Source organism: Sphingomonas sp. CFBP8993 (assembly GCF_034044895.1).
In the GTDB taxonomy this organism is placed as follows: domain Bacteria; phylum Pseudomonadota; class Alphaproteobacteria; order Sphingomonadales; family Sphingomonadaceae; genus Sphingomonas.
On sequence record NZ_JAXCWU010000003.1, the window covers coordinates 82,268 to 105,767 of the forward strand.

At 67.3% G+C, this 23,500-nt stretch carries 25 protein-coding genes; 14 read left to right on the top strand and 11 right to left on the bottom strand.

Annotated elements, in window-relative coordinates:
- Window positions 1-144: 144 nt before the first annotated feature.
- The 3 genes from erpA (at window position 145) to SOM26_RS06615 (ending at window position 1,857) form a co-directional block, all read left to right on the top strand.
- On the top strand, window positions 145-483 hold the full coding sequence (erpA, locus tag SOM26_RS06605; protein WP_320451944.1) for an iron-sulfur cluster insertion protein ErpA: 339 nt from the start codon (window positions 145-147) through the stop codon (window positions 481-483).
- Window position 484: 1 nt separating this feature from the next.
- The gene (gene xth / locus SOM26_RS06610) at window positions 485-1,261 is read left to right on the top strand and encodes an exodeoxyribonuclease III (protein WP_320451945.1); all 777 of its coding nucleotides are present in this window, start codon (window positions 485-487) and stop codon (window positions 1,259-1,261) included.
- Between the two features lie 158 nt (window positions 1,262-1,419).
- Window positions 1,420-1,857: a hypothetical protein gene (locus SOM26_RS06615; protein ID WP_320451946.1), complete on the top strand. Its 438-nt coding sequence runs from the start codon at window positions 1,420-1,422 to the stop codon at window positions 1,855-1,857.
- Window positions 1,858-1,911: 54 nt separating this feature from the next.
- On the opposite strand, the gene SOM26_RS06620 is transcribed toward SOM26_RS06615, so the two are convergent.
- Together SOM26_RS06620 and SOM26_RS06625 are read right to left on the bottom strand one after the other, a co-directional pair.
- Window positions 1,912-2,172 (bottom strand): SWIB/MDM2 domain-containing protein, encoded by a 261-nt coding sequence (locus SOM26_RS06620; protein ID WP_320451947.1) that lies wholly within the window; start codon window positions 2,170-2,172, stop codon window positions 1,912-1,914.
- 57 nt (window positions 2,173-2,229) lie between these two features.
- Window positions 2,230-2,433 (bottom strand): hypervirulence associated TUDOR domain-containing protein, encoded by a 204-nt coding sequence (locus SOM26_RS06625; RefSeq protein ID WP_183952827.1) that lies wholly within the window; start codon window positions 2,431-2,433, stop codon window positions 2,230-2,232.
- A gap of 106 nt (window positions 2,434-2,539) precedes the next feature.
- On the opposite strand from SOM26_RS06625, the gene SOM26_RS06630 reads away from it, so the two are divergent.
- The 9 genes from SOM26_RS06630 to SOM26_RS06670 all read left to right on the top strand — a co-directional run bounded on the left by SOM26_RS06630 (window position 2,540) and on the right by SOM26_RS06670 (window position 9,608).
- Entirely contained in the window at window positions 2,540-3,652 is a 1,113-nt protein-coding gene (locus tag SOM26_RS06630; RefSeq protein ID WP_320451948.1) for an S-(hydroxymethyl)glutathione dehydrogenase/class III alcohol dehydrogenase, read from the top strand.
- Entirely contained in the window at window positions 3,652-4,038 is a 387-nt protein-coding gene (locus tag SOM26_RS06635; protein ID WP_320451949.1) for a VOC family protein, read from the top strand. The genes SOM26_RS06630 and SOM26_RS06635 overlap by 1 nt, the downstream gene beginning before the upstream one ends.
- Window positions 4,038-4,421: a VOC family protein gene (locus tag SOM26_RS06640; protein ID WP_320451950.1), complete on the top strand. Its 384-nt coding sequence runs from the start codon at window positions 4,038-4,040 to the stop codon at window positions 4,419-4,421. Before SOM26_RS06635 ends, SOM26_RS06640 begins: the two co-directional genes overlap by 1 nt.
- Entirely contained in the window at window positions 4,418-5,278 is an 861-nt protein-coding gene (gene purU / locus SOM26_RS06645) for a formyltetrahydrofolate deformylase (RefSeq protein ID WP_320451951.1), read from the top strand. Before SOM26_RS06640 ends, purU begins: the two co-directional genes overlap by 4 nt.
- The gene (gene fghA, locus SOM26_RS06650) at window positions 5,275-6,117 is read left to right on the top strand and encodes an S-formylglutathione hydrolase (RefSeq protein ID WP_320451952.1); all 843 of its coding nucleotides are present in this window, start codon (window positions 5,275-5,277) and stop codon (window positions 6,115-6,117) included. Before purU ends, fghA begins: the two co-directional genes overlap by 4 nt.
- Before the next feature lie 201 nt (window positions 6,118-6,318).
- Entirely contained in the window at window positions 6,319-6,945 is a 627-nt protein-coding gene (gene folE, locus SOM26_RS06655; protein WP_320451953.1) for a GTP cyclohydrolase I FolE, read from the top strand.
- Window positions 6,942-7,688 carry an SDR family oxidoreductase gene (locus tag SOM26_RS06660; protein WP_320451954.1) on the top strand — a complete coding sequence of 249 codons (747 nt, stop codon included), beginning with the start codon at window positions 6,942-6,944 and terminating at the stop codon, window positions 7,686-7,688. Before folE ends, SOM26_RS06660 begins: the two co-directional genes overlap by 4 nt.
- On the top strand, window positions 7,685-8,038 hold the full coding sequence (locus tag SOM26_RS06665) for a dihydroneopterin aldolase (RefSeq protein ID WP_320451955.1): 354 nt from the start codon (window positions 7,685-7,687) through the stop codon (window positions 8,036-8,038). Before SOM26_RS06660 ends, SOM26_RS06665 begins: the two co-directional genes overlap by 4 nt.
- Before the next feature lie 109 nt (window positions 8,039-8,147).
- The gene (locus SOM26_RS06670; protein ID WP_320451956.1) at window positions 8,148-9,608 is read left to right on the top strand and encodes a porin; all 1,461 of its coding nucleotides are present in this window, start codon (window positions 8,148-8,150) and stop codon (window positions 9,606-9,608) included.
- A 148-nt stretch (window positions 9,609-9,756) separates the two neighbouring features.
- On the opposite strand, the gene SOM26_RS06675 is transcribed toward SOM26_RS06670, so the two are convergent.
- The 7 genes from SOM26_RS06675 to miaA all read right to left on the bottom strand — a co-directional run bounded on the left by SOM26_RS06675 (window position 9,757) and on the right by miaA (window position 18,215).
- Window positions 9,757-10,566 (bottom strand): hypothetical protein, encoded by an 810-nt coding sequence (locus SOM26_RS06675; protein WP_320451957.1) that lies wholly within the window; start codon window positions 10,564-10,566, stop codon window positions 9,757-9,759.
- Between the two features lie 39 nt (window positions 10,567-10,605).
- Entirely contained in the window at window positions 10,606-12,264 is a 1,659-nt protein-coding gene (gene leuA, locus SOM26_RS06680; RefSeq protein ID WP_320452352.1) for a 2-isopropylmalate synthase, read from the bottom strand.
- Window positions 12,265-12,654: 390 nt separating this feature from the next.
- Window positions 12,655-13,275, bottom strand: coding sequence for a YceI family protein (locus SOM26_RS06685; protein ID WP_320451958.1), 621 nt, complete (start codon window positions 13,273-13,275; stop codon window positions 12,655-12,657).
- Between the two features lie 355 nt (window positions 13,276-13,630).
- Window positions 13,631-14,650 carry a ketol-acid reductoisomerase gene (gene ilvC, locus SOM26_RS06690; protein ID WP_320451959.1) on the bottom strand — a complete coding sequence of 340 codons (1,020 nt, stop codon included), beginning with the start codon at window positions 14,648-14,650 and terminating at the stop codon, window positions 13,631-13,633.
- Between the two features lie 64 nt (window positions 14,651-14,714).
- Window positions 14,715-15,230 carry an acetolactate synthase small subunit gene (gene ilvN / locus SOM26_RS06695; protein ID WP_320451960.1) on the bottom strand — a complete coding sequence of 172 codons (516 nt, stop codon included), beginning with the start codon at window positions 15,228-15,230 and terminating at the stop codon, window positions 14,715-14,717.
- A 212-nt stretch (window positions 15,231-15,442) separates the two neighbouring features.
- Window positions 15,443-17,200: a biosynthetic-type acetolactate synthase large subunit gene (ilvB, locus tag SOM26_RS06700; protein WP_320451961.1), complete on the bottom strand. Its 1,758-nt coding sequence runs from the start codon at window positions 17,198-17,200 to the stop codon at window positions 15,443-15,445.
- An 85-nt stretch (window positions 17,201-17,285) separates the two neighbouring features.
- Window positions 17,286-18,215, bottom strand: a complete 930-nt coding sequence (gene miaA, locus SOM26_RS06705) for a tRNA (adenosine(37)-N6)-dimethylallyltransferase MiaA (RefSeq protein WP_320451962.1) — start codon at window positions 18,213-18,215, stop codon at window positions 17,286-17,288.
- 37 nt (window positions 18,216-18,252) lie between these two features.
- Here miaA and serB point away from each other — a divergent pair, with 37 nt between their 5' ends.
- Window positions 18,253-19,149, top strand: coding sequence for a phosphoserine phosphatase SerB (serB, locus tag SOM26_RS06710; RefSeq protein WP_320451963.1), 897 nt, complete (start codon window positions 18,253-18,255; stop codon window positions 19,147-19,149).
- A gap of 192 nt (window positions 19,150-19,341) precedes the next feature.
- Here serB and SOM26_RS06715 read toward each other — a convergent pair whose 3' ends face one another.
- Entirely contained in the window at window positions 19,342-20,487 is a 1,146-nt protein-coding gene (locus SOM26_RS06715; RefSeq protein WP_320451964.1) for an SPOR domain-containing protein, read from the bottom strand.
- Window positions 20,488-20,758: 271 nt separating this feature from the next.
- Here SOM26_RS06715 and SOM26_RS06720 point away from each other — a divergent pair, with 271 nt between their 5' ends.
- Window positions 20,759-22,216 carry an SPOR domain-containing protein gene (locus SOM26_RS06720; protein ID WP_320451965.1) on the top strand — a complete coding sequence of 486 codons (1,458 nt, stop codon included), beginning with the start codon at window positions 20,759-20,761 and terminating at the stop codon, window positions 22,214-22,216.
- Here SOM26_RS06720 and SOM26_RS06725 read toward each other — a convergent pair.
- Window positions 22,143-23,330 carry a BaiN/RdsA family NAD(P)/FAD-dependent oxidoreductase gene (locus tag SOM26_RS06725; RefSeq protein ID WP_320451966.1) on the bottom strand — a complete coding sequence of 396 codons (1,188 nt, stop codon included), beginning with the start codon at window positions 23,328-23,330 and terminating at the stop codon, window positions 22,143-22,145. The genes SOM26_RS06720 and SOM26_RS06725 overlap by 74 nt on opposite strands.
- Window positions 23,331-23,500: the final 170 nt, after the last annotated feature.

Sequence of the window (23,500 nt, forward strand, 5' to 3'; positions counted from 1 at the left end):
CTCGCAGAGCGGTGGAGGGGGATCGCGGCCAGAGGCGTCGCCTGGGGAAGTTCCCCTCCGTCGGACCTTCGGTTTGCCACCTCCCCGAGCCGGGGAGGATTTAGTGGGATTGCCCCTACCGCCCCCCGCGCCTATCTGAACCCCATGGCCACCAGCATTTCCGAAATCGCGCTGACCCCGGCCGCCGCGGCTCGCGTCGCGACGATCGCCGAGCGGCAGAACAAGCCCGCCATCCTGCGCCTGTCGGTCGAAGGCGGCGGCTGTTCGGGCTTCCAGTATAAATTCGGCCTCGCCGACGCCCCGGCCCAGGACGATGCGGTCGCGCTGACCGACGGAGTCACGCTGGTCGTCGACAGCATCAGCCTGGATTTGGTCCGGGGTGCGCAGGTCGACTATGTCGAGTCCCTCGGCGGCGCGGCGTTTCAGGTGAAGAACCCCAACGCGGCCTCGGGCTGTGGCTGCGGCACCAGCTTCTCGGTCTGACGTGAAGATCACCACTTACAACGTCAACGGGATCAAGGCCCGTGGCCCCCGCCTGCTCGAATATCTGGCCGAGGCGGATGCCGACATCGTCTGCCTTCAAGAATTGAAGGCCAGCGACGAAACGTTCCCGATCAAGGATATCGAGGCCGCCGGTTACGGTGCGGTCTGGCATGGCCAGAAGAGCTGGAACGGCGTTGCGGTCCTTGCGCGCGGTGCCCAGCCGGTCGAGCGGCAACGCGGCCTGGCGGGTGAGGACGAGGACGAGCATAGCCGCTACCTCGAATGCGAGGTGAACGGCCTGGTCGTCGCCTCGCTCTATCTCCCCAACGGCAATCCGCAGCCGGGGCCGAAATTCGACTATAAGCTGCGCTGGATGGAACGGCTGGCGACGCGCGCACGCGAATTGCTGGCCGAGGAAGTGCCCGCCGTGCTGGCGGGGGATTACAACGTCATCCCGAATGACGACGACACCTTTTCGGTTCCCGTGATGGCAAGCGATGCGCTGATGCAGCCGGAGAGCCGTGAGGCTTACCGCCGGTTGCTGGCGCAGGGGTGGACGGACTCGCTGCGCACCCGTGCACCCAAGGGTGGGGTGTGGACCTTCTGGGACTATCAGGCCGGGTCGTGGCAGCGCGATGCGGGGTTCCGCATCGACCATCTGCTGCTCAGTCCGCAGGCCGCCGACAGGCTGGTCGATGCGGGCGTCGACAAGAGCTATCGCGGGCGGGAAAAGGCCAGCGACCATGCCCCGACCTGGGTGAAGCTGCGCGACCAGTAATTCCTCCCCTGCAAGGGGAGGTGGCAGGCCGAAAGCCTGACGGAGGGGTGTCACGGCCGATGGCGTGATCCATCGCTGTCGGTTACACCCCTTCACCACCGCTTCGCGGCGGTGCCCCTTCCCTTGCAGGGGAGGAATGCTTCGAACAGAGACCGCCCATGCGCCGTGCCGCTACCCTGCTGATCCTTACCCTGACATTGACCGCCTGTGACCAGCGCGGCAGCACCGACGCACGCGTCGCCGACGCGGACGCGCAGGAGCGCGCACGGCAGGAAAAGGTCGCCAAGGACATGGTCGCGCAGACCGAGGATCAGGTGCGGGTCAAGATGCTGGAGCAGCGTCTGGCGGCGCTGGAGGCGCAGGTCGCCCTGATGCAGGCGGATCGCAAGATGTTGGATGCGCAACTGGTCGAGCAGCGATTGAACCAGATCGAGGCGGGGCGGGTGGCGGGCGATGCCGCTCCGGTGGCTGCGCCGACACCGTCGGCCGGTCCGGTCGCTGCGGGGCGTAGCGGTGCCGCTTCGTCTGCGGCACGGGCACCCAGGGCCACCGCGACACCGTCCGCACGCAAGCCGCTGGTCCTGGACCTGCGATAGTCGCGCACGGACGGAGAGGACGCCCCGGCATGGTGGCCAGGGCGCAGGTGACGGTTACTTCTTCAGGTGCGCCGAGATGTACTTGTTCATCTCAAACATCGTGCACTTGTCCTTGCCGAACACCTTCTTCAGCTTGTCGTCGGCCAGGATTTCCCGCTTGTTCTCGGGGTTCTGCAGGTTGTTGGCCTTGATGTAATCCCACACCTTGCTGATGACCTGGCTGCGCGGCAGCTTCTCGTTGCCAACGATCGCGCCCAGTTCCTCGGAGGGCTGGACCGGTGCGTGGATGCCGGTGCCCGTGGTTGCGGTGGCCATGATATTCCTTCCCTTAATCCTTCTGCGCCCCGACCATGCCGGTGGGTCGCGCGTGAATCACGCCTTCTTCAGCGCGTCCGCCTTGTGCGCCGCCTTTCCGCCGTTGTCACTCTCTACTATGTATTGCGGCTCGTCCTTGGATGCGCGGACGGTATGGCCCTTGATCTGGGTGTCGCTGGTCTGCTTCTTGACGACCTTGCCTTCGGCGGTGCCGCCATGGCTGTTCCACTCGACATGATCGCCCTTCTTGAACTCGGTCATCGTCACTCTCCTGACTGGTGGTCGGTACCAATCCTCCAGGGCTTTCGTTGGTTGCACCGGCGCGCGCCACGGGGCATCAGGGCCGCCATCCAAGGAGACAGGAACCATGAAGACCCGCGCCGCCGTCGCCTTCGAAGCGAAGAAGCCGCTCGAAATCGTCGAACTCGATCTGGAGGGGCCCAAGGCCGGTGAGGTCCTGGTCGAGATCATGGCGACCGGCATCTGCCACACCGACGCCTATACCCTAGACGGGCTGGACAGCGAAGGCATCTTCCCCAGCGTGCTCGGGCATGAGGGTTGCGGCATCGTGCGCGAGGTGGGCGCGGGCGTGACCAGCGTGGTGCCGGGCGATCATGTCATCCCGCTCTACACGCCGGAATGCCGCCAGTGTAAGTCGTGCCTGTCGGGCAAGACGAACCTGTGCACCGCGATCCGCGCGACCCAGGGCAAGGGCCTGATGCCCGACGGCACGACCCGCTTCAGCTACAAGGGGCAGCCGATCTTTCACTATATGGGCTGCTCGACCTTCTCGAACTTCACCGTCCTGCCCGAGATCGCGGTGGCGAAGATCCGTGAAGACGCGCCGTTCGACACCAGCTGCTATATCGGCTGCGGCGTGACGACGGGCGTGGGCGCGGTGGTCAACACCGCCAAGGTGCAGCCGGGCGAGAATATCGTCGTCTTCGGTCTGGGCGGCATCGGCCTGAACGTCATCCAGGGCGCCAAGCTGGCGGGCGCGGGCCGGATCATCGGTGTCGACATCAACCCGGCGCGCGAGGAATGGGGCCGTCGCTTCGGCATGACCCACTTCCTCAATTCCAAGGGGTTGAGCCGCGAGGAGACGATCGCCAAGATCCTCGAGCTGACCGATGGCGGCGCGGACTACAGCTTCGACGCGACCGGCAATACCGAGGTGATGCGCACCGCGTTGGAATCCTGCCATCGCGGCTGGGGCACCTCGATCATCATCGGCGTTGCCGAGGCGGGCAAGGAGATCAGCACGCGGCCGTTCCAGCTGGTGACGGGGCGCAACTGGCGCGGCACGGCGTTCGGCGGCGCGCGCGGGCGGACCGACACGCCCAAGATCGTCGACTGGTATATGAACGGCAAGATCGAGATCGACCCGATGATCACCCACCGACTGACGCTGGAGGAGATCAACAAGGGCTTCGACCTGATGCATGCGGGCGAGAGCATCCGCAGCGTGGTGATCTTCTGATGTTCAGCCATGTCGTCATCGGCGCGAACGACATTGCGCAGGCCAAGCGTTTCTATGACGCGATCCTGGGCGTGATCGGTGCGCCGGAGGGCGTGGTCGATCCGCTCGGGCGGCTGGTCTACAGCCACAAGGGTTCGCGCTTCCTGATCACCCGGCCGCTCAATGGCGAGCCCGCCACCCATGCCAATGGCGGAACGCTGGGCTTCGCGGTGGACTCGCCCGAACAGGCCGATGCCTGGCACAGGGCGGGCCTGGCGCATGGCGGCACCGCGATCGAGGACCCGCCGGGCTATCGCCATCCGCCGGTGGGCACGGTCTATCTGGCCTATCTGCGCGACCCGACCGGCAACAAGCTGTGCGCGCGGCATCTGGTGGAGGCGAACTGATGTACACGCATGTCATGGTCGGATCGAACGACATCGCACGGTCGAAGGCATTCTACGATGCGCTGTTCACCGCGCTGGGCGGCGAGCCGGGCATGCAGGCCGGGGAGCGGCTTCTTTACCGTCACAACGGCGCGGCCTTCATGGTGACCCGGCCGATCGACGGGCAGGCGGCCACCTTCGCCAATGGCGGCACCATCGGGCTGGGCGCGGCCGATCCGGCGCAGCTCGACGCCGCACATGCGGCGGGTGTCGCGCATGGCGGTACGGCGATCGAAGCCCCCGTGGGCGAGCGTCAGACGCCGATGGGACCGGCCTATCTCGGCTATCTGCGCGATCCCGACGGCAACAAGCTTTGCCTCGGCTGTCGTGCGCCGAAAGCGTGAGCAACGACTACATCCTGACGCTGGCCTGCCAGGACCGGGTAGGCATCGTCGCCGCCGTGTCGGGCGTGCTGGCGGGGATCGACGGCTTCATCCTCGACAGCCAGCAATATGCCGATCTGGAGACGGGGCGCTTCTTCCTGCGCATCGTCTTCACCGGGCAGGGGGCGCGCTTCCCCACCTCGGTCGAGGGGGTGAGGGCGGCGCTGGCCGAGCCCGCCACGCGGTTCGGCTTCGACTGGCATGTCGCCCCCGCCGCCGAGCGGCCGCGGATGCTGATCGCGGTGTCGAAGGGGTCGCACTGCCTGAACGACCTGCTCCATCGCTGGCGGACAAACACGCTGCCGGTCGAGATCGTCGGCGTCGTCTCCAACCATGACAGCCTTCGCCCGCTGGTCGAATGGCATGGCCTGCCCTGGCATCACCTGCCGGTCAGCGATGCCAATCGCGCGGAGCAGGAGGCAGCGATGCTGGCCCTGATGGACGAGACCCGGGCCGACTATCTGGTGCTCGCCCGCTATATGCAGGTGCTGGGCAAGCGGCTGGTCGCGGCGCTTCCGGGGCGGTGCATCAACATCCATCACAGCTTCCTGCCCGGCTTCAAGGGCGCGCAGCCCTATCACCGCGCCCATGCGCGCGGGGTGAAGCTGATCGGTGCGACCGCGCATTTCGTGACCGCCGACCTGGACGAGGGGCCGATCATCGAGCAGGCGGTCGAGCGTGTCGATCACCGCGCCAGCGTCGACGACCTGATCCGCATCGGCCGCGATATCGAGGCGCAGGTGCTGGCTCGCGCGGTCGCCTGGGTGGGTGAGCGGCGGGTCTTCCTCAATGACAACCGGACGGTGGTGTTCCGATGACGATCGAGACGATTTCGACCTCCAAGGCCTTTGGTGGCATCCAGGGCGTGTACGTGCATGACAGTGACGCGACCGGCACGCGCATGACCTTCTCGGTCTTCGTGCCGGAGCATGAGGCGGGCGAAAAGCTGCCCGTGCTGTGGTATCTGTCGGGCCTGACCTGCACCCATGCCAATGTCACCGACAAGGGCGAGTATCGGGCCCCATGCGCCGAGCACCGGGTGATCTTCATCGCCCCCGATACCTCGCCGCGTGGGGAAGGTGTCGCCAATGACGACGCCTATGACATGGGGCAGGGCGCGGGCTTCTATGTCGATGCCACGCAGGAACCCTGGGCGAAGCATTTCAGGATGCGGACCTATATCGAACAGGAACTGCCCGCGCTGATCGCCGAGCATTTCCCGGTTGCCGACATGGGCGCGCAAGCCATTACCGGCCACTCGATGGGCGGCCACGGCGCGCTGACCATCGGCCTGCGCAACCCTGACCGCTTCCGCAGCGTGTCGGCCTTTGCCCCCATCGTCGCACCGTCCCAGGTGCCCTGGGGTGAGAAGGCGCTGGGCGGTTATCTGGGCCCGGACCGGGCGGCGTGGCGACAGGCGGATGCGGTCGCGCTGATCGAGGACGGGGCGCGGGTGCCCGACCTGCTGGTCGACCAGGGCGATGCCGACCAGTTCCTGACCGAGCAACTCCGCCCCGAATTGCTGGCCGAGGCGTGCGAAAAGGCGGGGATCGCCCTGACGCTGCGGATGCAGCCGGGGTACGACCATAGCTACCACTTCATCTCGACCTTCATGGCCGATCATGTGGCCTGGGCGGCGGAGCGTCTGCGGCGGTAAGCCAATCCCTGTTCGGTCCTAGCGAAGTCGCAGGCCCTGCTATGAGCGGATCAAGTAGGATCAGCGCATAGTCCTTCCCTGTAAGGGGAGGAATTCGGGGCAAACTATCTTCTGGCTGAACGGTGGGCTGGGCCGAGACCCAGATTTTGCACCCTCGCCATCGATCCGCTAACGCACCGACTTTGATGTGAAGGACAATATATGAGTTGCGCGCACGGCGAGCCGGACGATGGCGATCTGATCGGCGAAGACGGCAAGATCGCTGTCCCGGACCATGTCGCGGACGCCATCCGCACGCTGATCGCCTGGGCCGGGGACGATCCCACGCGCGAGGGGCTGGTCGATACGCCCAAGCGCGTCGCACGCGCCTGGGCTGAATATTGCGCGGGCTATGCCGACGATCCGGCCGTCCACCTGTCGCGGGTGTTCGAGGAGGTTGGCGGCTATGACGAGATCGTGCTGCTGAAGGACATTCCCTTCCAGTCGCATTGCGAACACCATATGGCCCCGATCATCGGCGTTGCGCATATCGCCTATCTGCCGCGCAATCATGTCGTCGGCATCTCCAAGCTTGCGCGCGTGCTGCATGGCTTTGCCCGCCGGTTGCAGGTGCAGGAGCGGCTGACCGCCGAGGTTGCCGACTGTATCTGGGAAAACCTCAAGCCGCTGGGCGTCGCGGTGGTGATCGAGGCGACGCATGGCTGCATGACCTCACGTGGGGTGCGTACGCCGGGCGTCTCGATGGTGACGAGCCGCATGATGGGCACGTTCCGCGACGACGATCGCAGCCGCAAGGAAGTGCTGGCGTTGATGGGCCAGCGTGGATGACACGCCGCACCGTCCTGATCACCGGAGCGGCCAAGCGGCTGGGCGCGCATATCGCCCGGCGGCTGGCGGCGGACGGGCATCGGCCGGTGATCCACTATAACGGCTCGCGCGAAGAGGCGGCGGCGCTGGCGGCGGAACTGGACGCGCCGATGGTGCAGGGCGATCTGGCCGAGCTCGACGGCATCGACGCGCTGTTCGCCCGCGCGCGCGTGGCGGCGGGCGGGCCGATCGACGGGCTGGTCAACAGCGCTTCGGCCTTTGTCTTTGACCGGCCGCCGGAAACGGACGCCGCCCTGATGGCGCGGCTCTATGCGATCAACGCCGCCGCACCGGCCCTGCTGGCGTCGGCGCTGGCGCGGCAGGATGATATGCAGGACGGCGCGGTGGTCGATATCCTCGACCAGAAGCTGGCCAATCCGAACCCCGATTTCTTCGCCTATAGCTGCGCCAAATTCGCGTTGGCGGGGGCGAACACGATGCTGGCGCAGGCGCTGGGACCGCGCATCGCGGTCAATGCGGTGGCGCCCGGCCTGACGCTGCAGAGCGGCGACCAGAGCGATGCGGAATTTGCCGAGGCGGCGACCAAGAACCTGCTCGGCCGCCCCATCGGCGCGGAGGCGGTGGCGGAGGCCGTATCCTTCCTGCTGACCGCCAGGGGGCTTCGCGGCCAGACGCTGTATGTCGATTGCGGCCAGCGTTTCTGCCGCCGCGACGGCGATGTGATGTTCGAAGGACGGGCATGACCGCGACCTACAAGATCCTGCTCGACGAGATGACGGTGGCGATGCATCTGGGCATCTATCCGCATGAGGTCGCGCCCCAGCCGGTCAGCCTGTCGGTGGCGATGACCGTCACCTATCCGGCCGCACCCAATGCCGACCGGATCGAGGAGGTCCTCGACTATGACTTCCTGCGCGAGGGCATATTGGCGATGGCGCGTGGGCCGGGCTTCGCGCTGCAGGAAAGCCTGTGCGAGGCGGTGGCGGCTTTGTGCCTGGCCGACCCGCGCGTGACGGCGGTCAAGGTTCGCTCGACCAAGACCGATATCTATCCCGACGCCCGGATCGGCTGCGAGATCGAACGCACCCGCTGACCATGGCCGATAGGCCTGCCGGTCATCTTAACGGGAATGTCATCAAACTGTTGCGAAAGGACCTGCTGCTGCCCTAAGCCGCCGCGACCAACAGGGCAGGGCGTTCAGCGTGACCAAGACGTTATTCCATCGCGGCCCTATCGGGCTGGCGGTCGCGCTTGCGGTCGGCGGCGTTCCCACGCCTGCCGTCGCACAAACCGTGCAAGAGCTTCAGCAGCAGATCAACGAGTTGAAGGCGCAGATCAAGGCGCTGACCGATGCGCAGAAGGCTGGGGCGACGTCTGGCCCGATGCCGCCCGCTGCTCTGCCCGCCGCGCCGCCTGTCGTTGCCACCGTGCAGCCTGCGCCCGCGATGCCACCGGTGGTGACGCCTGTGCCGCAGCGGGTGGCCAGCGCCCCCAAGCCGCCGTCCGCCCGCGCGCCCTGGTACGAACGGCTACGCCTGCGCGGTTATACGCAGCTTCGCTACAACGCTTTGCTCGACAGCGAGGATGCGCCGGGCCCCAATGGCTCGCGGCTGCGCTCGGTCCACGACGCCTCGATCAACGATGATGGCGGCTTCCTGCTGCGCCGCGTCCGGCTCGTTTTGCAGGGCGATATCACCGACCGGCTGCAACTCTATTTCCAGCATGACTTCGGCGCGGCGGTGAACAACCAGTCGAGCACCGAGCGGCGCGAGAATTTCGGCCAGTTGCGCGACGTCTATGTCGACTGGTTCCTGGACCCCGAACGCCGCCTGCGCCTGCGCTTCGGCCAGTCCAAGGTGCCGTTCGGCTGGGAGAATCTGCAATCCTCGTCCAACCGCCTGCCGCTTGACCGCTCGGATGCGATCAACAGCGGCGTGCCGGGCGAGCGCGACGTCGGCATCAACGTCTATTACACCCCCGCGCCGGTTCAGGCGATCTGGGACCGGCTGACCAAGAACAAGCAGAAGCTGTTCGGCAATTACGGTGCGTTCGGGCTGGCCGTCTATAACGGGCAGGGGACCAACCGGACCGAGCGGACCGATAATCTGATGAAGGTCGCCATGGCCACCTGGCCCTTTGCGCTCGACGGGCTGGGGCCGTTGTTCCGGGGGCAGGTGCTGGAAGTGGGCGGCTCGGCGCTGTTCAACCGCTTTCGCCCCGAACTGCGCAGCGGCGGGGTCAGCACCGTCGACTATCGCGATGATCGGGTCGCCGTCCATGCCATCCTCTATCCGCAGCCTTTCGGTATCCAGACCGAATGGACGACCGGCTGGGGACCGCAATATGACAATGCGCTGGGGCTCGTCCGCTCCAGCCGTCTGGGCGGCGGCTATGTCCAGCTGATGGCGAATGTCGGCCAGACCCCGATCGGTCGCGCCATCCCCTATGTCCGCTGGCAGCATTATCGCGGCGGCTGGAAAGCCAATGTCGATGCGCCGCGCCTGGAAACCGACGAGTGGGAATTGGGCACCGAAATCCAGCTGGTCGACGCGCTGGAACTCACCCTGGCCTATGCCCGGATGGAACGACGGGAGGCGGATTCCCGCCGCTTCGGCCGCGCCACCGGCGACCTGATCCGGACCCAGTTACAGTTCACCTATTGAGGGTGGCGCCGATCTTCCCCGGCACGGGGAGGGGGACCATGCGTAGCATGGTGGAGGGGGCTCTCCGCAAAGGATGCACGCCGTGGAAGCCCCCCTCCGTCAGGCCTCGCGGCCTGCCACCTCCCCGTGCCGGAGAGGATCATCTGCCTCAGTCGCCCCCGCCGGGGCCGTTGAAGTCGATGCGGATGCGCACCCATTCGCCGACCATCACCTTGCCGCCGATGCGTGGCGCGCGGACGCGGAACTGCCAGGCGGCCTCGCGCATCGAGCGGCCCAAGCCCAGTCCGACCGGGGACTCGCCCAGGATGCGGCAATTCTCGACCCGATAGTCGGGGATGGTCTTGCACGCGATCAGCGCCCAGCTGCCGGGCGGCGGTGCGGCGCGGAGATAGCCGTTCAGTTCGGCATTGCTCGGGCGGTGCGGATACCATTCGGCATTGTACAGCCTCTGGCCGCCGGGGCCTTCGCCCGGACCATAGGCCGAGGCGCTGTCCTCACCACGATCGTCGCCATTGCTCGACCCGACACCCTTGCCCTCGCCCTTGGGCATCGCGGCGATGTTACCGCCTTCGAACAGCGACTTGTCGCCCCATTGCCAGGGCGTCGGTGCGGAGGTGTCGGCCTGTTTCTCGGTCGGCGGTGTGGGCGTGTCGGGCTGTTTCTGCGTCGCGGGTGCCTTCGACCCACCCGCCGCCGCCGGTTTGCGGGTGACGGTGCGGGTTTCGGGCACCGGTGCGCCGGCCTCCCTGTCCGACGGCGACACGGAGAAGGTGTTGAGCGCGGAGGACCGCTCGGGCTCGATCAGCTTGGGCGCGAGGTGGAACAGCAGCCATGCGAGGAGCAGGTGCGCGACCACCGTGAGGGTGATCGACGCGCCCCGCTCGCGCAGCTTCTCGCGATAGCGTTCGGGGATGAACGCCCACCGGCCCGACGACGAAGGAGGAGCGACCACCGCCATCGTCGTCGTCTTAGCCGGGAAAGGCCGCGTGCGCGCGCATCAGGCCCGATTGGCGGCGGACAGCACCGCCCGGACGCTGGCGGTGGCGATGTCGGTATCGAGCCCGACCCCGAAGACGATGCGCCCGTCGGCGGTGCGTGCCTCGACATAGGCGGCGGCCTGCGCATCGGCACCGTGACCGATGGCATGTTCGTTATAGTCGATCACCTCCAGCGCCGGGCCGGTCGTGTCGGCGAGCGCGGCGATCACGCTGGAGATCAGGCCGTTGCCGCGCCCGGAGATCGAACGTTCCTCGCCCGCCACCAGCACGCGGCCGATAAAGGTCCGCTGTCCCGCCGTGCCGCTTTCCTCATAGTCGCGCAGGACGAACCGGTCGTCGTCGCGCGGCAGATAGGTCGCCTCGAACCCGCCCCAGATATCGGCGGCGTTCAGCTCGCGGCTGGTCGCGTCGGCCATCGCCTGGACGTGGCGGCTGAAATCGGCCTGGAGCCGCTTGGGCAGTTTCAGTCCCTTATCCTGCTCGATCACCCAGGCGACGCCGCCCTTGCCCGATTGCGAATTGACGCGGATCACCGCTTCATAGCTGCGGCCCAGATCGGCGGGATCGATGGGGAGGTACGGCACTTCCCACAGATCGTCGTTGCGCTGCCCCTGGGCGGCGAAGCCCTTCTTGATCGCGTCCTGGTGGCTGCCCGAAAAGGCGGTGAAGACCAGGTCGCCCGCATAGGGGGTGCGCGGATGCACGGGCAGGTTGGTGCAATAATTCACCGTGTTCACCACCTCGTCGATGTCCGACAGGTCGAGGCGGGGGTCGACGCCTTGGGTGTACAGGTTGAGCGCGACCGTCACGAGGTCGCAATTTCCGGTGCGCTCGCCATTGCCCAGCAGGCAACCCTCGACCCGGTCGGCACCCGCCATCACGCCCAGCTCGGCGGCGGCGACGCCCGTCCCGCGATCGTTATGCGTGTGCAGCGATATGACCACCGAATCGCGGTTCGGGATGTTGCGGCCGAACCATTCGATCTGATCGGCATAGACGTTGGGCGTCGCGCACTCGACGGTGGCGGGCAGGTTCAGGATCAGCGGATGCTCGGGTGTGGGCTTCAGCACGTCCATGACGGCGGCACATACCTCGACCGAGAAATCCAGCTCGGCGGTCGAGAAGGTTTCGGGGCTGTATTCGAACTGCCACCGCGTGTCGGGGCGCTTGGCGGCTTCGTCGCGCAGGATCTTGGCACCCTCGACCGCGATTTTGCGCACCTCGTCGCGGGTCATGCCGAACACGATCTTGCGCCACGCCGGGCTGACCGCATTGTAGAGATGGACGATGGCGGTGCGTGCCCCCTCCAGGCTTTCGAAGCTGCGCTCGATCAGGTCGCGGCGCGACTGGGTCAGCACCTGGATCGTCACGTCCTCGGGGATGCGATCCTCGCGGATCAGGCCGGAGATGAAGTCGAACTCGGTCGCGCCCGCGCTCGGGAAGCCGACCTCGATCTCCTTCAGTCCGACCTTGACGAGCAGGTCGAACATCCGCGTCTTCTTCTCCGCGTCCATCGGATCGATCAGCGCTTGGTTGCCGTCGCGCAGATCGGTCGACAGCCAGCGCGGCGCCTTGGTGATCGTGCGGTTCGGCCATTGCCGATCGGGCAGGGCGATGGTGGGGAAGGGGCGGTATTTGGTGGAGGGGTCGCGCAGCATGATCGTCGGGTCTTCCAGCATTCTCGGCCGCATCTGGCCAAAGGTGCGGCGGGGACAGGCTTATCGGTTCATTCCGCCCTTAGGGAAGTCGCGCATGGCCACGCCGATCCTCCCCTAAGGGCGGATAAGTCGAAGCGAACGGAGCAGCGGCGCGGCGATCATGATGGAGCGGTTCATGCCGCGTCGGCGTCGCCTTGTCCATATCGAGATTGATGACGCGCGCCTGACGACGGCGGCACAAACGAACGAGGCCGCCCCTTATGGGAGCGGCCTTGCGGTCTACGGATTGCCCCAAGGATTGGTCATTCGCCCCCCTATACACCACCCCGGCCTTCGCCGGGATGGTGTATAGGAGGCTGCAAGGACCCTGGTCTTGGGACGGGCCCGGAATTACTGCGCGGTGAAGGCGGCGTTGATCGTCAGGTCGACCTCGTCACCCACGACCGGCACATAGGCGCCGACGCCGAAGTCCGAACGCTTGATCTTGCCCGTCGCGCGGAAACCGATGTTCAGCTTCTTCGACATCGGATTGGTGCCCGCACCGAAGAAGGTGGCGTTCAGCGTGACCGGCTTGGTCTGGTCCTTGATGGTCAGGTTGCCGGTGATGACGGCCTTGTTGCCCATCACCTTCACGCCCGTCGAGACGAAGCGCGCGGTCGGATAGGTCGCGGCGTCGAAGAAGTCCTTCGACTTCAGGTGGTTCGCGAAAGGTGCGGCGGTGACCGAGAGGTTGTCGATCTTGAAGGTCACGTCGACCTTGGCCGCCTGCGGGCGGGCCGGATCGATGGTCAGCGTGCCTTCCGACGCGCCGAACTGCCCCTCGAGCATCGAGAAGCCCATATGGTTCAGCGACCAGGTGACCTGGGTATGCGCGGGGTCGACGGCATAGGTGCCCGCGACGACGCGCGAGGCGATGGCGGCGCCCGGCGTGCCGGTCGGGGCGGCCTTGGTCTGGGCGATGGCGGGGGCGGCAATGACGAGCGCCATGGCGGCGGGAAGAACGAAACGCATGGGTGGTAACTCCCTGTTGGACGGTGGCCTTTGTGGGCTGTGCGCTCAACGCACGTCAAAGGCCAAGGTCGCAACGATGCGTTTCCGGGTGGTGGTCTCTGCGAGGCTCCTTGCCCTCCCCCAGCCCCTCCCGCCTGCGGGAGGGGAGAGGTTTGGGGCGGCTGTTCCATTTTTCGCAGAAGCCGCTGGTTAGTTGAAGCGCTTGCGGCGCCCGCTTGGCACGCCCCTCCCGCAAGCGAGTTTCAGGTCGGTCATGCCCCCGGCATGACCTGAACGATGCGGGGCATCGTTTACCTGAAACTGGGATGGGGGAGGGCCCCGTGTCTCACCGAGCCCTCCCCCCCCCAGGAACAAATCAGTTCTTCGCCTTGTCCACCAGCTTGTTCGCGCCGATCCACGGCATCATCGCGCGCAGTTCGCTGCCGACCTGCTCGATCGGATGGCGCTTGGCGGCGATGCGGCTGGCCTTCAGTTCGGGCTGGCCGGCGCGGTTGTCGAGCACGAAGTCCTTCACGAAGCGGCCCGACTGGATGTCGGCGAGCACGCGCTTCATTTCCTTCTTCGTCTCTTCGGTGATGATGCGCGGGCCGGTCTTGATGTCGCCATATTCGGCGGTGTTCGAGATCGAGTAGCGCATGTTGGCGATGCCGCCCTCATACATCAGGTCGACGATCAGCTTCAGTTCGTGAAGACACTCGAAATAGGCCATTTCGGGGGCGTAGCCCGCCTCGACCAGCGTCTCGAAGCCCGCCTGGACCAGCGCGGTCGCGCCGCCGCACAGCACGGCCTGCTCGCCGAACAGGTCGGTCTCGCACTCTTCGCGGAAGTTCGTCTCGATGATGCCCGAACGACCGCCGCCCACGCCGCTGGCATATGCCAGCGCCACGTCATGCGCATTGCCGCTGGCATCCTGGTGGATCGCGATCAGGCAGGGCACGCCGCCGCCGCGCACATATTCGCTGCGCACGGTGTGGCCGGGGCCCTTGGGCGCGATCATGATGACGTCGATGTCGGCGGGCGGCTCGATCAGGCCGAAATGCACGTTCAGGCCGTGCGCGAAGGCAAGCGCCGCGCCGGGCTTCATGTTGCCCTTCAGGTCGGCGTCATAGATCGCGGCCTGATGCTCGTCGGGGGCCAGGATCATCAGGATGTCGGCCCAGGCGGCGGCTTCCTTGTTCGACAGGACCTTGAAGCCCGCGCCTTCCGCCTTGGCGGCGGAGGCCGAACCCGGGCGCAGCGCGATCGCGACATTCTTGACGCCCGAATCGCGCAGGTTCTGGGCATGGGCATGACCCTGCGAGCCGTAACCCAGGATGGCGATGTTCTTCTCGGAGATCAGGTTCAGATCGGCGTCGCGATCGTAATACACACGCATTGGACTTCCCTTTCGAAATGGTTGGGCCGCATCGGGCCTCGGAAAATGAAAAATGAAGGGTGGCTCAGGCCGCCTCGGCCCCGCGCGAGATGGCGGCGATGCCGGTGCGGGCGACCTCGACCAGGCCGACTTCGCTCATCAGTTCGACGAACTTGTCGATCTTGGCGATGCCGCCGGTGACCTCGAACACGAAGCTGGAGATCGTCGCGTCGACCACGCGGGCGCGGTAAACCTCGGCCAGGCGCAGCGCCTCGATCCGGCGGTCGCCGGTGCCCGCCACCTTTACCAGCGCCAGCTCGCGCTCGACATGGTCGCCCAGCATGGTCAGGTCGGTGACCGAGTGGACCGGCACCAGCCGGTCGAGCTGGGCGATGATCTGCTCCATCACCGGCGGCGAGGCGCTGGTGACTATGGTGATGCGGCTGACCGCCTTGTCGGCGGTGATCTCCGACACGGTCAGGCTCTCGATATTATAGCCGCGCGCGGTGAACAGACCCGCGATCCGGGCAAGGATGCCCGGTTCGTTGTCGACGATCACCGCCAGCGTGTGGCGTTCCACCTGTTCGGTCTTGATATGCATTTCTAATCTCTTCCTCCCCGGAACGGAGTGGCAGGTGGATTGCCCCCCAGGCAATCCAGATCATGCCGGGGGCACGATCGACCTGTCACTGGGACCATGCGGAGCATGGTGGAGGGGGCCCTCCACCCATGCTGACCCACGCGGCGATCCCCCTCCACCGTGCCGCTTCGCGTCACGGTCCCCCTCCCCGCGGGCGGGGAGGAGCTTGAAGGTCAAACCAGCGCCTTGGCCTCGTCGTCCATGGTGCCCGATACCTCGTTGGCCTGCAGGATCATGTCGGTATGCGCGGCACCCGACGGGATCATCGGGAAGCAGTTGGCGAGCTTGGCCACGCGGCAGTCGACGATCACCGGCCCGTCATGGTCGAGCATCGCGGCGATGCCGTCCTCCAGCTCGTCGCGGTGTTCGATCAATATGCCCTTCCAGCCATAAGCCTCACCCAGCTTCACGAAGTCGGGCAGCGAGTCCGAATAGCTTTCGGCATAGCGGCTCTCATAGGTCAGTTCCTGCCACTGGCGGACCATGCCCATATATTCGTTGTTCAGGATGAAGATTTTGACCGGCAGGCGATACTGCGTCGCCGTCGCCAGTTCCTGGATGTTCATCTGGATCGAGGCTTCACCGGCGATGTCGATCACCAGCGCGCCCGGGTTGCCGAGCTGCGCACCGATCGCGGCGGGCAGGCCGTAACCCATGGTGCCGAGACCACCAGACGTCAGCCACTTGTTCGGCTTTTCAAAGCCGAAATGCTGCGCGGCCCACATCTGGTGCTGGCCGACCTCGGTGGTGATGATCGGCTGGCGCGCCTTGGTCGCGTCGTACAGCGCGCGGATAGCCCGCTGCGGCATGATCGCGTCGCCCGCCTCCGGGAAGGAGAGGCAGCCGACCGCACGCCAGCCCGCGATGCGACGCTGCCATTCGGCGGTGTCGGGCTTGGGATGCTGGCGCGACTTCCAGATGCGCACCGCATCCTCCAGCGCGTGGCCGACATCGGCGATGATCGCCAGGTCGACGCGGACATTCTTGTTCACGCTCGACCGGTCGATATCGACATGCACCTTGCGGCTGTTGGGGCTGAACGCGTCCAGCCGCCCGGTCACGCGGTCGTCGAACCGGCTGCCCAAGGCGACCACCAGATCGGCCTGGTTCATCGCCATATTGGCTTCATAGGTGCCGTGCATGCCCAGCATGCCCAGCCATTGCGGATCGCTGGCCGGGAAGGCACCCAGACCCATCAGGGTCGAGGTGACGGGCGCGCCGGTGATGCGGGCCAGTTCGCGCAGCAGTTGCGACGCGGCCGGACCCGAATTGATGATGCCGCCGCCGGTATAGAGGATCGGGCGCTCGGCGGCCGCCAGCATGTCGACGAGCTGCTCGACCTGCGTCTGGTCGGCCTTCACCTGCGGGCGATAGGTCTTGTGACGGATCGGGCCCGGCTTCTGATAGCGGGCGGTGGCGACCTGCACGTCCTTGGGGATGTCGATCACCACCGGACCGGGGCGGCCCTGGGTCGCGATGTGGAACGCCTCGTGCACCACCTCGCCCAGCCGGGCGGGGTCCTTCACCAGGTAATTATGCTTGGAGCAGTGGCGCGTGATGCCGACCGTGTCGGCTTCCTGGAACGCGTCGGTGCCGATCAGCGCGGTCGGCACCTGGCCGGTGATGACCACCATCGGGATCGAATCGAGCAGCGCGTCGGTGATGCCGGTGACCGCATTGGTCGCGCCGGGGCCGGAGGTGACGAGCACCACGCCGGGCTTGCCGGTCGAGCGGGCATAGCCCTCCGCCGCATGGGTCGCCGCCTGTTCGTGGCGGACCAGAATGTGGCGGATGCGCACCCCGTTCTTGTTGGCGCGAAACAGCGCGTCATAGATCGGCAGCACCGCACCACCCGGATAGCCGAAGACGACCTCCACGCCGAGATCGCACAGCGCCTCGACCAGGATATCGGCTCCGCTTTTCTCGGTCATCGTCTTCGTCCTTCTGCGTCCGTGCCCACTGACGGGGCTTGTCGGGAGAGGCGCGGCTACAAGTTTAAAAAGTGCGCGTCAACCATCAATTGCGCAACAATGTTTCGATTGTGCTGCGGCGCACATCGGGAGCGGTGTCGGAAATCACGGTCCAGTCGGGGCCAGGCTGGTGACGGAACCAGGTAAATTGCCTTTTGGCGTAACGTCTTGTCGCGAGCGCACCTGCCGCCTCGGCTTGTGCGCGCGTCATGGTGTCCGCCAGCAGCGCCGCGGCCTCCGGCACACCGATGGCGCGGCGGATCGGCGCGTCGGCGGGCAGGTCGGGACGGGCGAGCAGGGCGGCGGCCTCGTCCAGTCCTTCGTCCAGCATCTCGCCGAAGCGGGTGTCGATCCGCGCGTTCAGCCAGTCGCGGTCGGGTAGCAGGATGACGGCGGACAGGGCGATGCGCTCGCCGATTCCACCTTCTTTCCGTGCCTGCCATTCGTGCAGCGCATGGCCGGTGGAGCGCGCCACCTCCAGCGCGCGGGCGACGCGGGTGGTGTCGGCGGGGTTGAGCCGTGCGGCGGCCACCGGGTCTTCGCGCGACAGGGCGGCATGGGCCTCGGCGACGGGCAGCGCGCGGACCTCGGCGCGGATGGCGGGATCGATCTCGGGCACCGGCGCGATGCCGTCGAGCAGGGTGCGCATATAAAGGCCGGTGCCGCCGACGAGGATCGGCAGCGATCCCGCCGCGATGCTTGCGTCTATGGCGCTTCGCGCGTCCGCCGCCCAGCGTGCCGCCGAATAGCCGGTGTCCGCGCCATCGACATGGCCGAACAGTCGGTGCGGGGCCTGCGCCATTTCGTCGGGCGACGGGCGGGCGGTCAGGATCGACAGGTCGCGGTACACCTGCGCCGAATCGGCATTGATGATCGTGCCGCCGGTCGCCCTTGCCAGATCGAGCGCCAATGCGGACTTGCCGCTGGCGGTCGGCCCTGCAATGAGCGCCACATTCGGGAGAGCCATTGTGTTCATTGCGACCTACATAGCGGATCAGACCTTCGACGCCTCGATGCTTTCTGACGTGGCCTTCGAATTCGACGGCGACTCGACGGCGGGACGGCTGGTTTCGGGGGAGTGGCTGGACGAAGGGCGCGCCTTCGACCTGACCTTCGAGCCCGGCGAGGGCTTCTTGCCGAGCGATTGCGCGGGGCTGGCCGACCGTTTGAAGGACGAGGCTCGTTCGATCGCCAAGGGCGGATACGGCCATGACCTGTCGCTCGACGTGATCGTGCAGCCCGCCGCGAACCGCGCAAAGCGGCTGCTGGTCGCCGATATGGACTCCACCATGATCACCGTCGAGTGCATCGACGAACTGGCCGATTATGCCGGGATCAAGGACCAGGTCGCCGAGGTGACCGAGCGGGCGATGCGCGGCGAACTCGACTTCGCCGCCGCGCTGGATGCGCGGGTGGCGCTGCTCGCAGGGCTGGATGAAGCGGTCATCGCGCAGTGCCTGGCCGAGCGTGTCGTGCTGATGGCGGGCGCGCGTACGCTGGTGCAGACGATGAATGCGCGTGGCGGCCATGCGATCCTGGTGTCGGGCGGCTTCACCCGCTTCGCCGAGCCGGTCGCGGCCCAGATCGGCTTCGACCGCGCCATCGCCAATGTGCTCGAGATCGCGGAGGGCAAGCTGACCGGCACGGTGCGCAAGCCCATCGTGGGTTCGGACACGAAGGAAAACACGCTGCTCGCCGCGCTCGGCGAACTCGGCATCGGTGCGGAAGAAAGCATGGCGGTGGGCGACGGCGCCAACGACCTGGCGATGATCCGCCGCGCCGGTCTTGGCGTCGCGTACCACGCCAAGCCGATCGTCGCGAGCGCGGCGGCGGCGCGGATCGATCACAACGACCTGACCGCGCTCCTCTATGCGCAGGGCATTCCAAGCGCGGAGTGGGTCACCGCCTGATCCAGGCCGGTGCCTGTAGAGTGGCACCGGCGCTTCTTTTCCTTCCCTCGCCCTTGTTTGAGGGGAAAGGGGTGTCGCCGGTGGCGAGGTTGGACCGTTTTCTCAAGGAGAGGATACTCCTCCGTCAGGCCTTCGGCCTGCCACCTCCCCTTACAGGGAAGCATGAAGCAGCCGCCTCGACGACGATCGTCGTTAGGGCGCGACCACGACGCAGGGCTGGCCCGAGCGGGTGCAGGCGGCCTGGGCCTCGGCGCGGTTGGCATAGCCGCCTGCCTGCAACCGGGTGACACCGCCCGCCGTGACATAGGAGGGCTGGGCACCACCCAGACGGCCCCGGACTCGCTGCCACAGCGTCGTCGCATTCTCCCGATCGCGAAAGGCACCCAGCTGGATGCGCCAGCCGCCGCCGCTGGCGCGGGGCGTCGTCGCCGGCTTGGCTGGACGTGGCGTGGTCATACGGACCGGCGCGGTGCGGTGCGCAGGCGGGGACGAGCGCATCGGCTGTGCGCCACCCGTCAGGTCCGAGGCTTCCTCGACGACGGGCTCGGCCGGGCGCGACGTTGCGGCGGTAGTGCCAGGGACCGAGCCTGGAACCGGATAGCTGGCGCCATAGCCGGGCATGGCGGGGCGCGACGGGACAACCGGCACCGACTGGACGCTGGAGCGTGGCCGTGCCGATGCGGGAGCGGCGGCGGTGCGCACGGGCTCGGCCCCCACCATCACCCGCGTCGGGCCGCTGGTGACGGGGGTGGGAAGCGCGGCCAGACGGGCGCGATATTGCTGGACCAGGCGGGTGCCCTGCTCGCGATCGGGCGGGGTGATATACTGGTCCATCTGCGCCAGCGTCTGCGAGGCCGATTGCAGTCCGGCCTGCGAGGCCAGCGTCATCAGCGCATAGGCGCGCGGATAGTCGCGCGGCACGCCGTCGCCGTTGAACAGCATCGTGCCGAGCACCAGCTGCGCGCGTGGCTCGCCATGCGCGACCGATTTTTCCAGCCAGGGCGCGGCCTCGGCCTTCTTGCCGGACTGGAACAGCGCCAGCCCGTAATTGTCGGAGGCCGGGATATGGCCCTGGATCGCGGCCTTGCGGAACCAGCTTTCGGCAAGCGCGGGGTCAAGGGGGACGCCGCGACCCAGCTTATAGGCCTGGGCCAGGTTGAACTGCGCATCGGGATCGCCCGCGATCGCAGGCCCGCGCCATTCCTCGACCGCCTTGCGGAAATCGCCCTGGGCCCAGGCATCGGTGCCCGCGTTCACATCGGCGAAAGCCGGGGCGGCGATCAGGCCGATGGCCAGGGCGATCATGCCCGCACCGACAATCGGGAAACTGCGCATCATCTTCGATCTTCCCCAACCTGCTGTCCGCCATCCATGCCCCGCCCCCGAGCGTGGGTAAAGCAGGCAGTTGGCGGGTTTAACCCTTCCTTAGACGCTTCGACCCTAGCGTCCGCCCCAATCGGAGACATGGGGTCATGCACGCACCGTCCTGTTCGTCGCAACGCGCCACGACCGTCCGCCACGGCGCGGCGGAGCGGGTGGCCATATGCGGACTCAGTGGTGGCGTGGCGATGGTCACGCTCTCCCTATCGGCTGGCAACGGATGACCCGCATGACGACGCTCCGCACTTTCCTTACCTGCAGCATCGGCGCGCTGGTCGTCGGGGGCGGGCTTGGCGGCTGTACCGCAGCGGGGCCCCGCACCGCGCGGCTGGGCGACGGCACGGAGCAGGGGGGCACGACGCGCGCCACCGCCGCGCTCGCCGACCAGACGCGCCGCGTGCTGGTGCAGCGTGACGGCATCGGTGCGGTGGCGCTCGCCGAGCGGCTGGTGGCGGCGGAGCCGCACCAGGCGGCGTATCGGGCGCTTCTGGGGCAAAGCTATTTGCAGGCGGGGCGCTTCGCCTCGGCCCGGCAGGCCTTTACCGATGCGTTGCAACTCGATCCGGCGGATGGTCGCTCGGCGCTGAACCTGGCGCTGGCGATGGTCGCGGGCGGCAATGGGGCAGGGGCGCGTGCCCTGCTCGATCGGCACGCATCGGTGATCCCGGCGGCCGATCTGGGGCTTGCCCTGTCGCTGGCAGGCGATCCGGCGCAGGGCGTGCGCATCCTGACGGCGGCGGCGCGCGAGCAGGGGGCCAGCGTCAAGACGCGGCAAAACCTGGCCCTGTCGCTGGCGCTGGCCGGGCAATGGGATCTGGCGCGCATGGCCGCCTCGGCCGACATGGCCCCCTCCGATGTCGAGGTGCGGATGCAGGAATGGGCCGACTTCGCCGCGGCCTCCAATCCGGCCGACCAAGTCGCGTCGCTGCTGGGCATCCATCCGGTATCGGACGGCGGCCAGCCGGTGACGCTGGCGCTGAACGCCGCCCCGTCGGCGGCGGTGATGCAGGACATGGTGCAGGCGCTGCCCCAACCCCAACCCCAACCCCAACCCCGATCCGATGCTCCGGCGGCCGTCGATCCTTCCGCAGCCCGCATCGCCTTCGCCGCGCGACAGGACGTGGCACAGCCCTTGCCGACGACGCAGGCCGCGCCGGCTTCCACCGACACCATGTCGATGGCTCAGCCTTCGCCCGAAACGACGCCCGCCCCGGACCGTGAGGCGCGCGTTCGGCGGATGGCGGCAGGGCTCGTCTCGACGCCCGCACTGCTGCGCCGGGCCGAGGAGCGCCGCCAGACGATCCGCCCCCGTGGCGACTGGAACGTTCAGCTCGGCGCGTTCGGCCAGGAAGACGGCGCGCAGCGTGCCTGGGCCGCGCTGACCCGCCGCTATGCCGACCTGTCCGGCTATGTGCCGCAGAGCGGAACCGTGCGGCTGGCCAGCGGGCAGTTGCACCGTCTGTCGGTGGGCAGCCTGACCAGGGCGGACGCCGACCGCCTGTGCCAGCGCTATCGCGGTGCGGGGGGGGCGTGCTTCGTGCGGCGCCAGGCCGACGACCGCATGGCGCATTGGGCGCGTCCGGGGATCGGCTCTGCGTCGATCTTATCGGCGATCAGACGGCCTCGCCCGCCGCGCGGCCGCTGGCCCATGCCCATTGGAAATTATAACCGCCCAGCCAGCCGGTGACGTCGACCGCCTCGCCGACGAAGTGCAGGCCGGGCACCGCCTTGGCCTCCATCGTCCGCGACGACAGCCCGGCGGTCGACACGCCGCCGACCGTCACCTCGGCCTTGGCATAACCCTCGCTGCCATTGGGGTGGAAGGGCCAGTCGGCCAGCTTCGCCTGCGCCGCCGACAGTGCCTTGTCGGTCGCCAGCCCCAGCTCGGCCGGCAGGGCCAGGCGCTCGGCCAGCGTTTCGGCCAGCCGGTCGGGCAGGACTTGCGCCAGCACGCGGCGGGGGCTGGTTCGCGGGGCCGCCCGCTTGGCCGCCAATAGCCAGTCGGGTTCCTGATCGGGCACGAAGTCGACGCCCACCGGCTCGCCGTGCCGCCAATAGGACGAGACCTGCAGGATCGCCGGGCCCGACAGGCCACGATGGGTAAACAGCGCCGCCTCGCGAAAGCGTGTCTTGCCCGACCGGGCAACGACGTCCGACGCGACCCCTGATAGCGAGCGGAACAGCGTTTCCTCGCCGCCTAGCGTCAGGGGAACAAGCGCGGGGCGCGGCTCGATCACCTTCAAACCGAATTGGCGCGCCAGGTCATAGGCATAGCCGGTGGCCCCCATTTTCGGGATGCTGGGCCCGCCGGTCGCGACGATCAGGCGCGGGGCGGTGAAGGCTGTACCGCTTCTCTCGACGCGGAACGCGTTACCGTCATGGGTGACCCCGTCGACCGGCTTGCCCAGCGCAATGTCGACCAGCCCTCCCGAGCGCGTCGCCCGGTCACATTCGTCGAGCAGCATCTCGACGATCTGCCGCGCCGATCCGTCGCAGAACAACTGGCCCAACGTCTTTTCATGCCAGGCGATGCCGTGCGCCTCGACCAGCGCCAGGAAATCGGCGGGCGTGTAGCGGCCCAGCGCCGACTTGGCGAAATGCGGGTTGGCCGACAAGAAGCGGTCGGGCGTCGTCCCGCTATTGGTGAAGTTGCACCGACCGCCGCCGGAGATCAGGATTTTCTTACCCGGCGCCTCGGCATGATCGACGACCAGCACGCGCCGCCCCCGCTGCCCGGCCGTCGCCGCCGCCATGAGCCCCGCCGCGCCCGCGCCCAGGATGATCGCGTCATAATGTTGCATGGGTGGGCTTTTAGGGGGGAATGCGCGTCAGAGATAGCTCCGACGGTAGCCCCTCCGTACGCCCCGCCCGCAGGCGGGAGGGGATGGGGGAGGGCCCGTGCCACCAGCGCTGGTCTCTGTGAGACCCCTTGCCCTCCCCTCGGTCCCCTCCCGCCTGCGGGAGGGGAGGA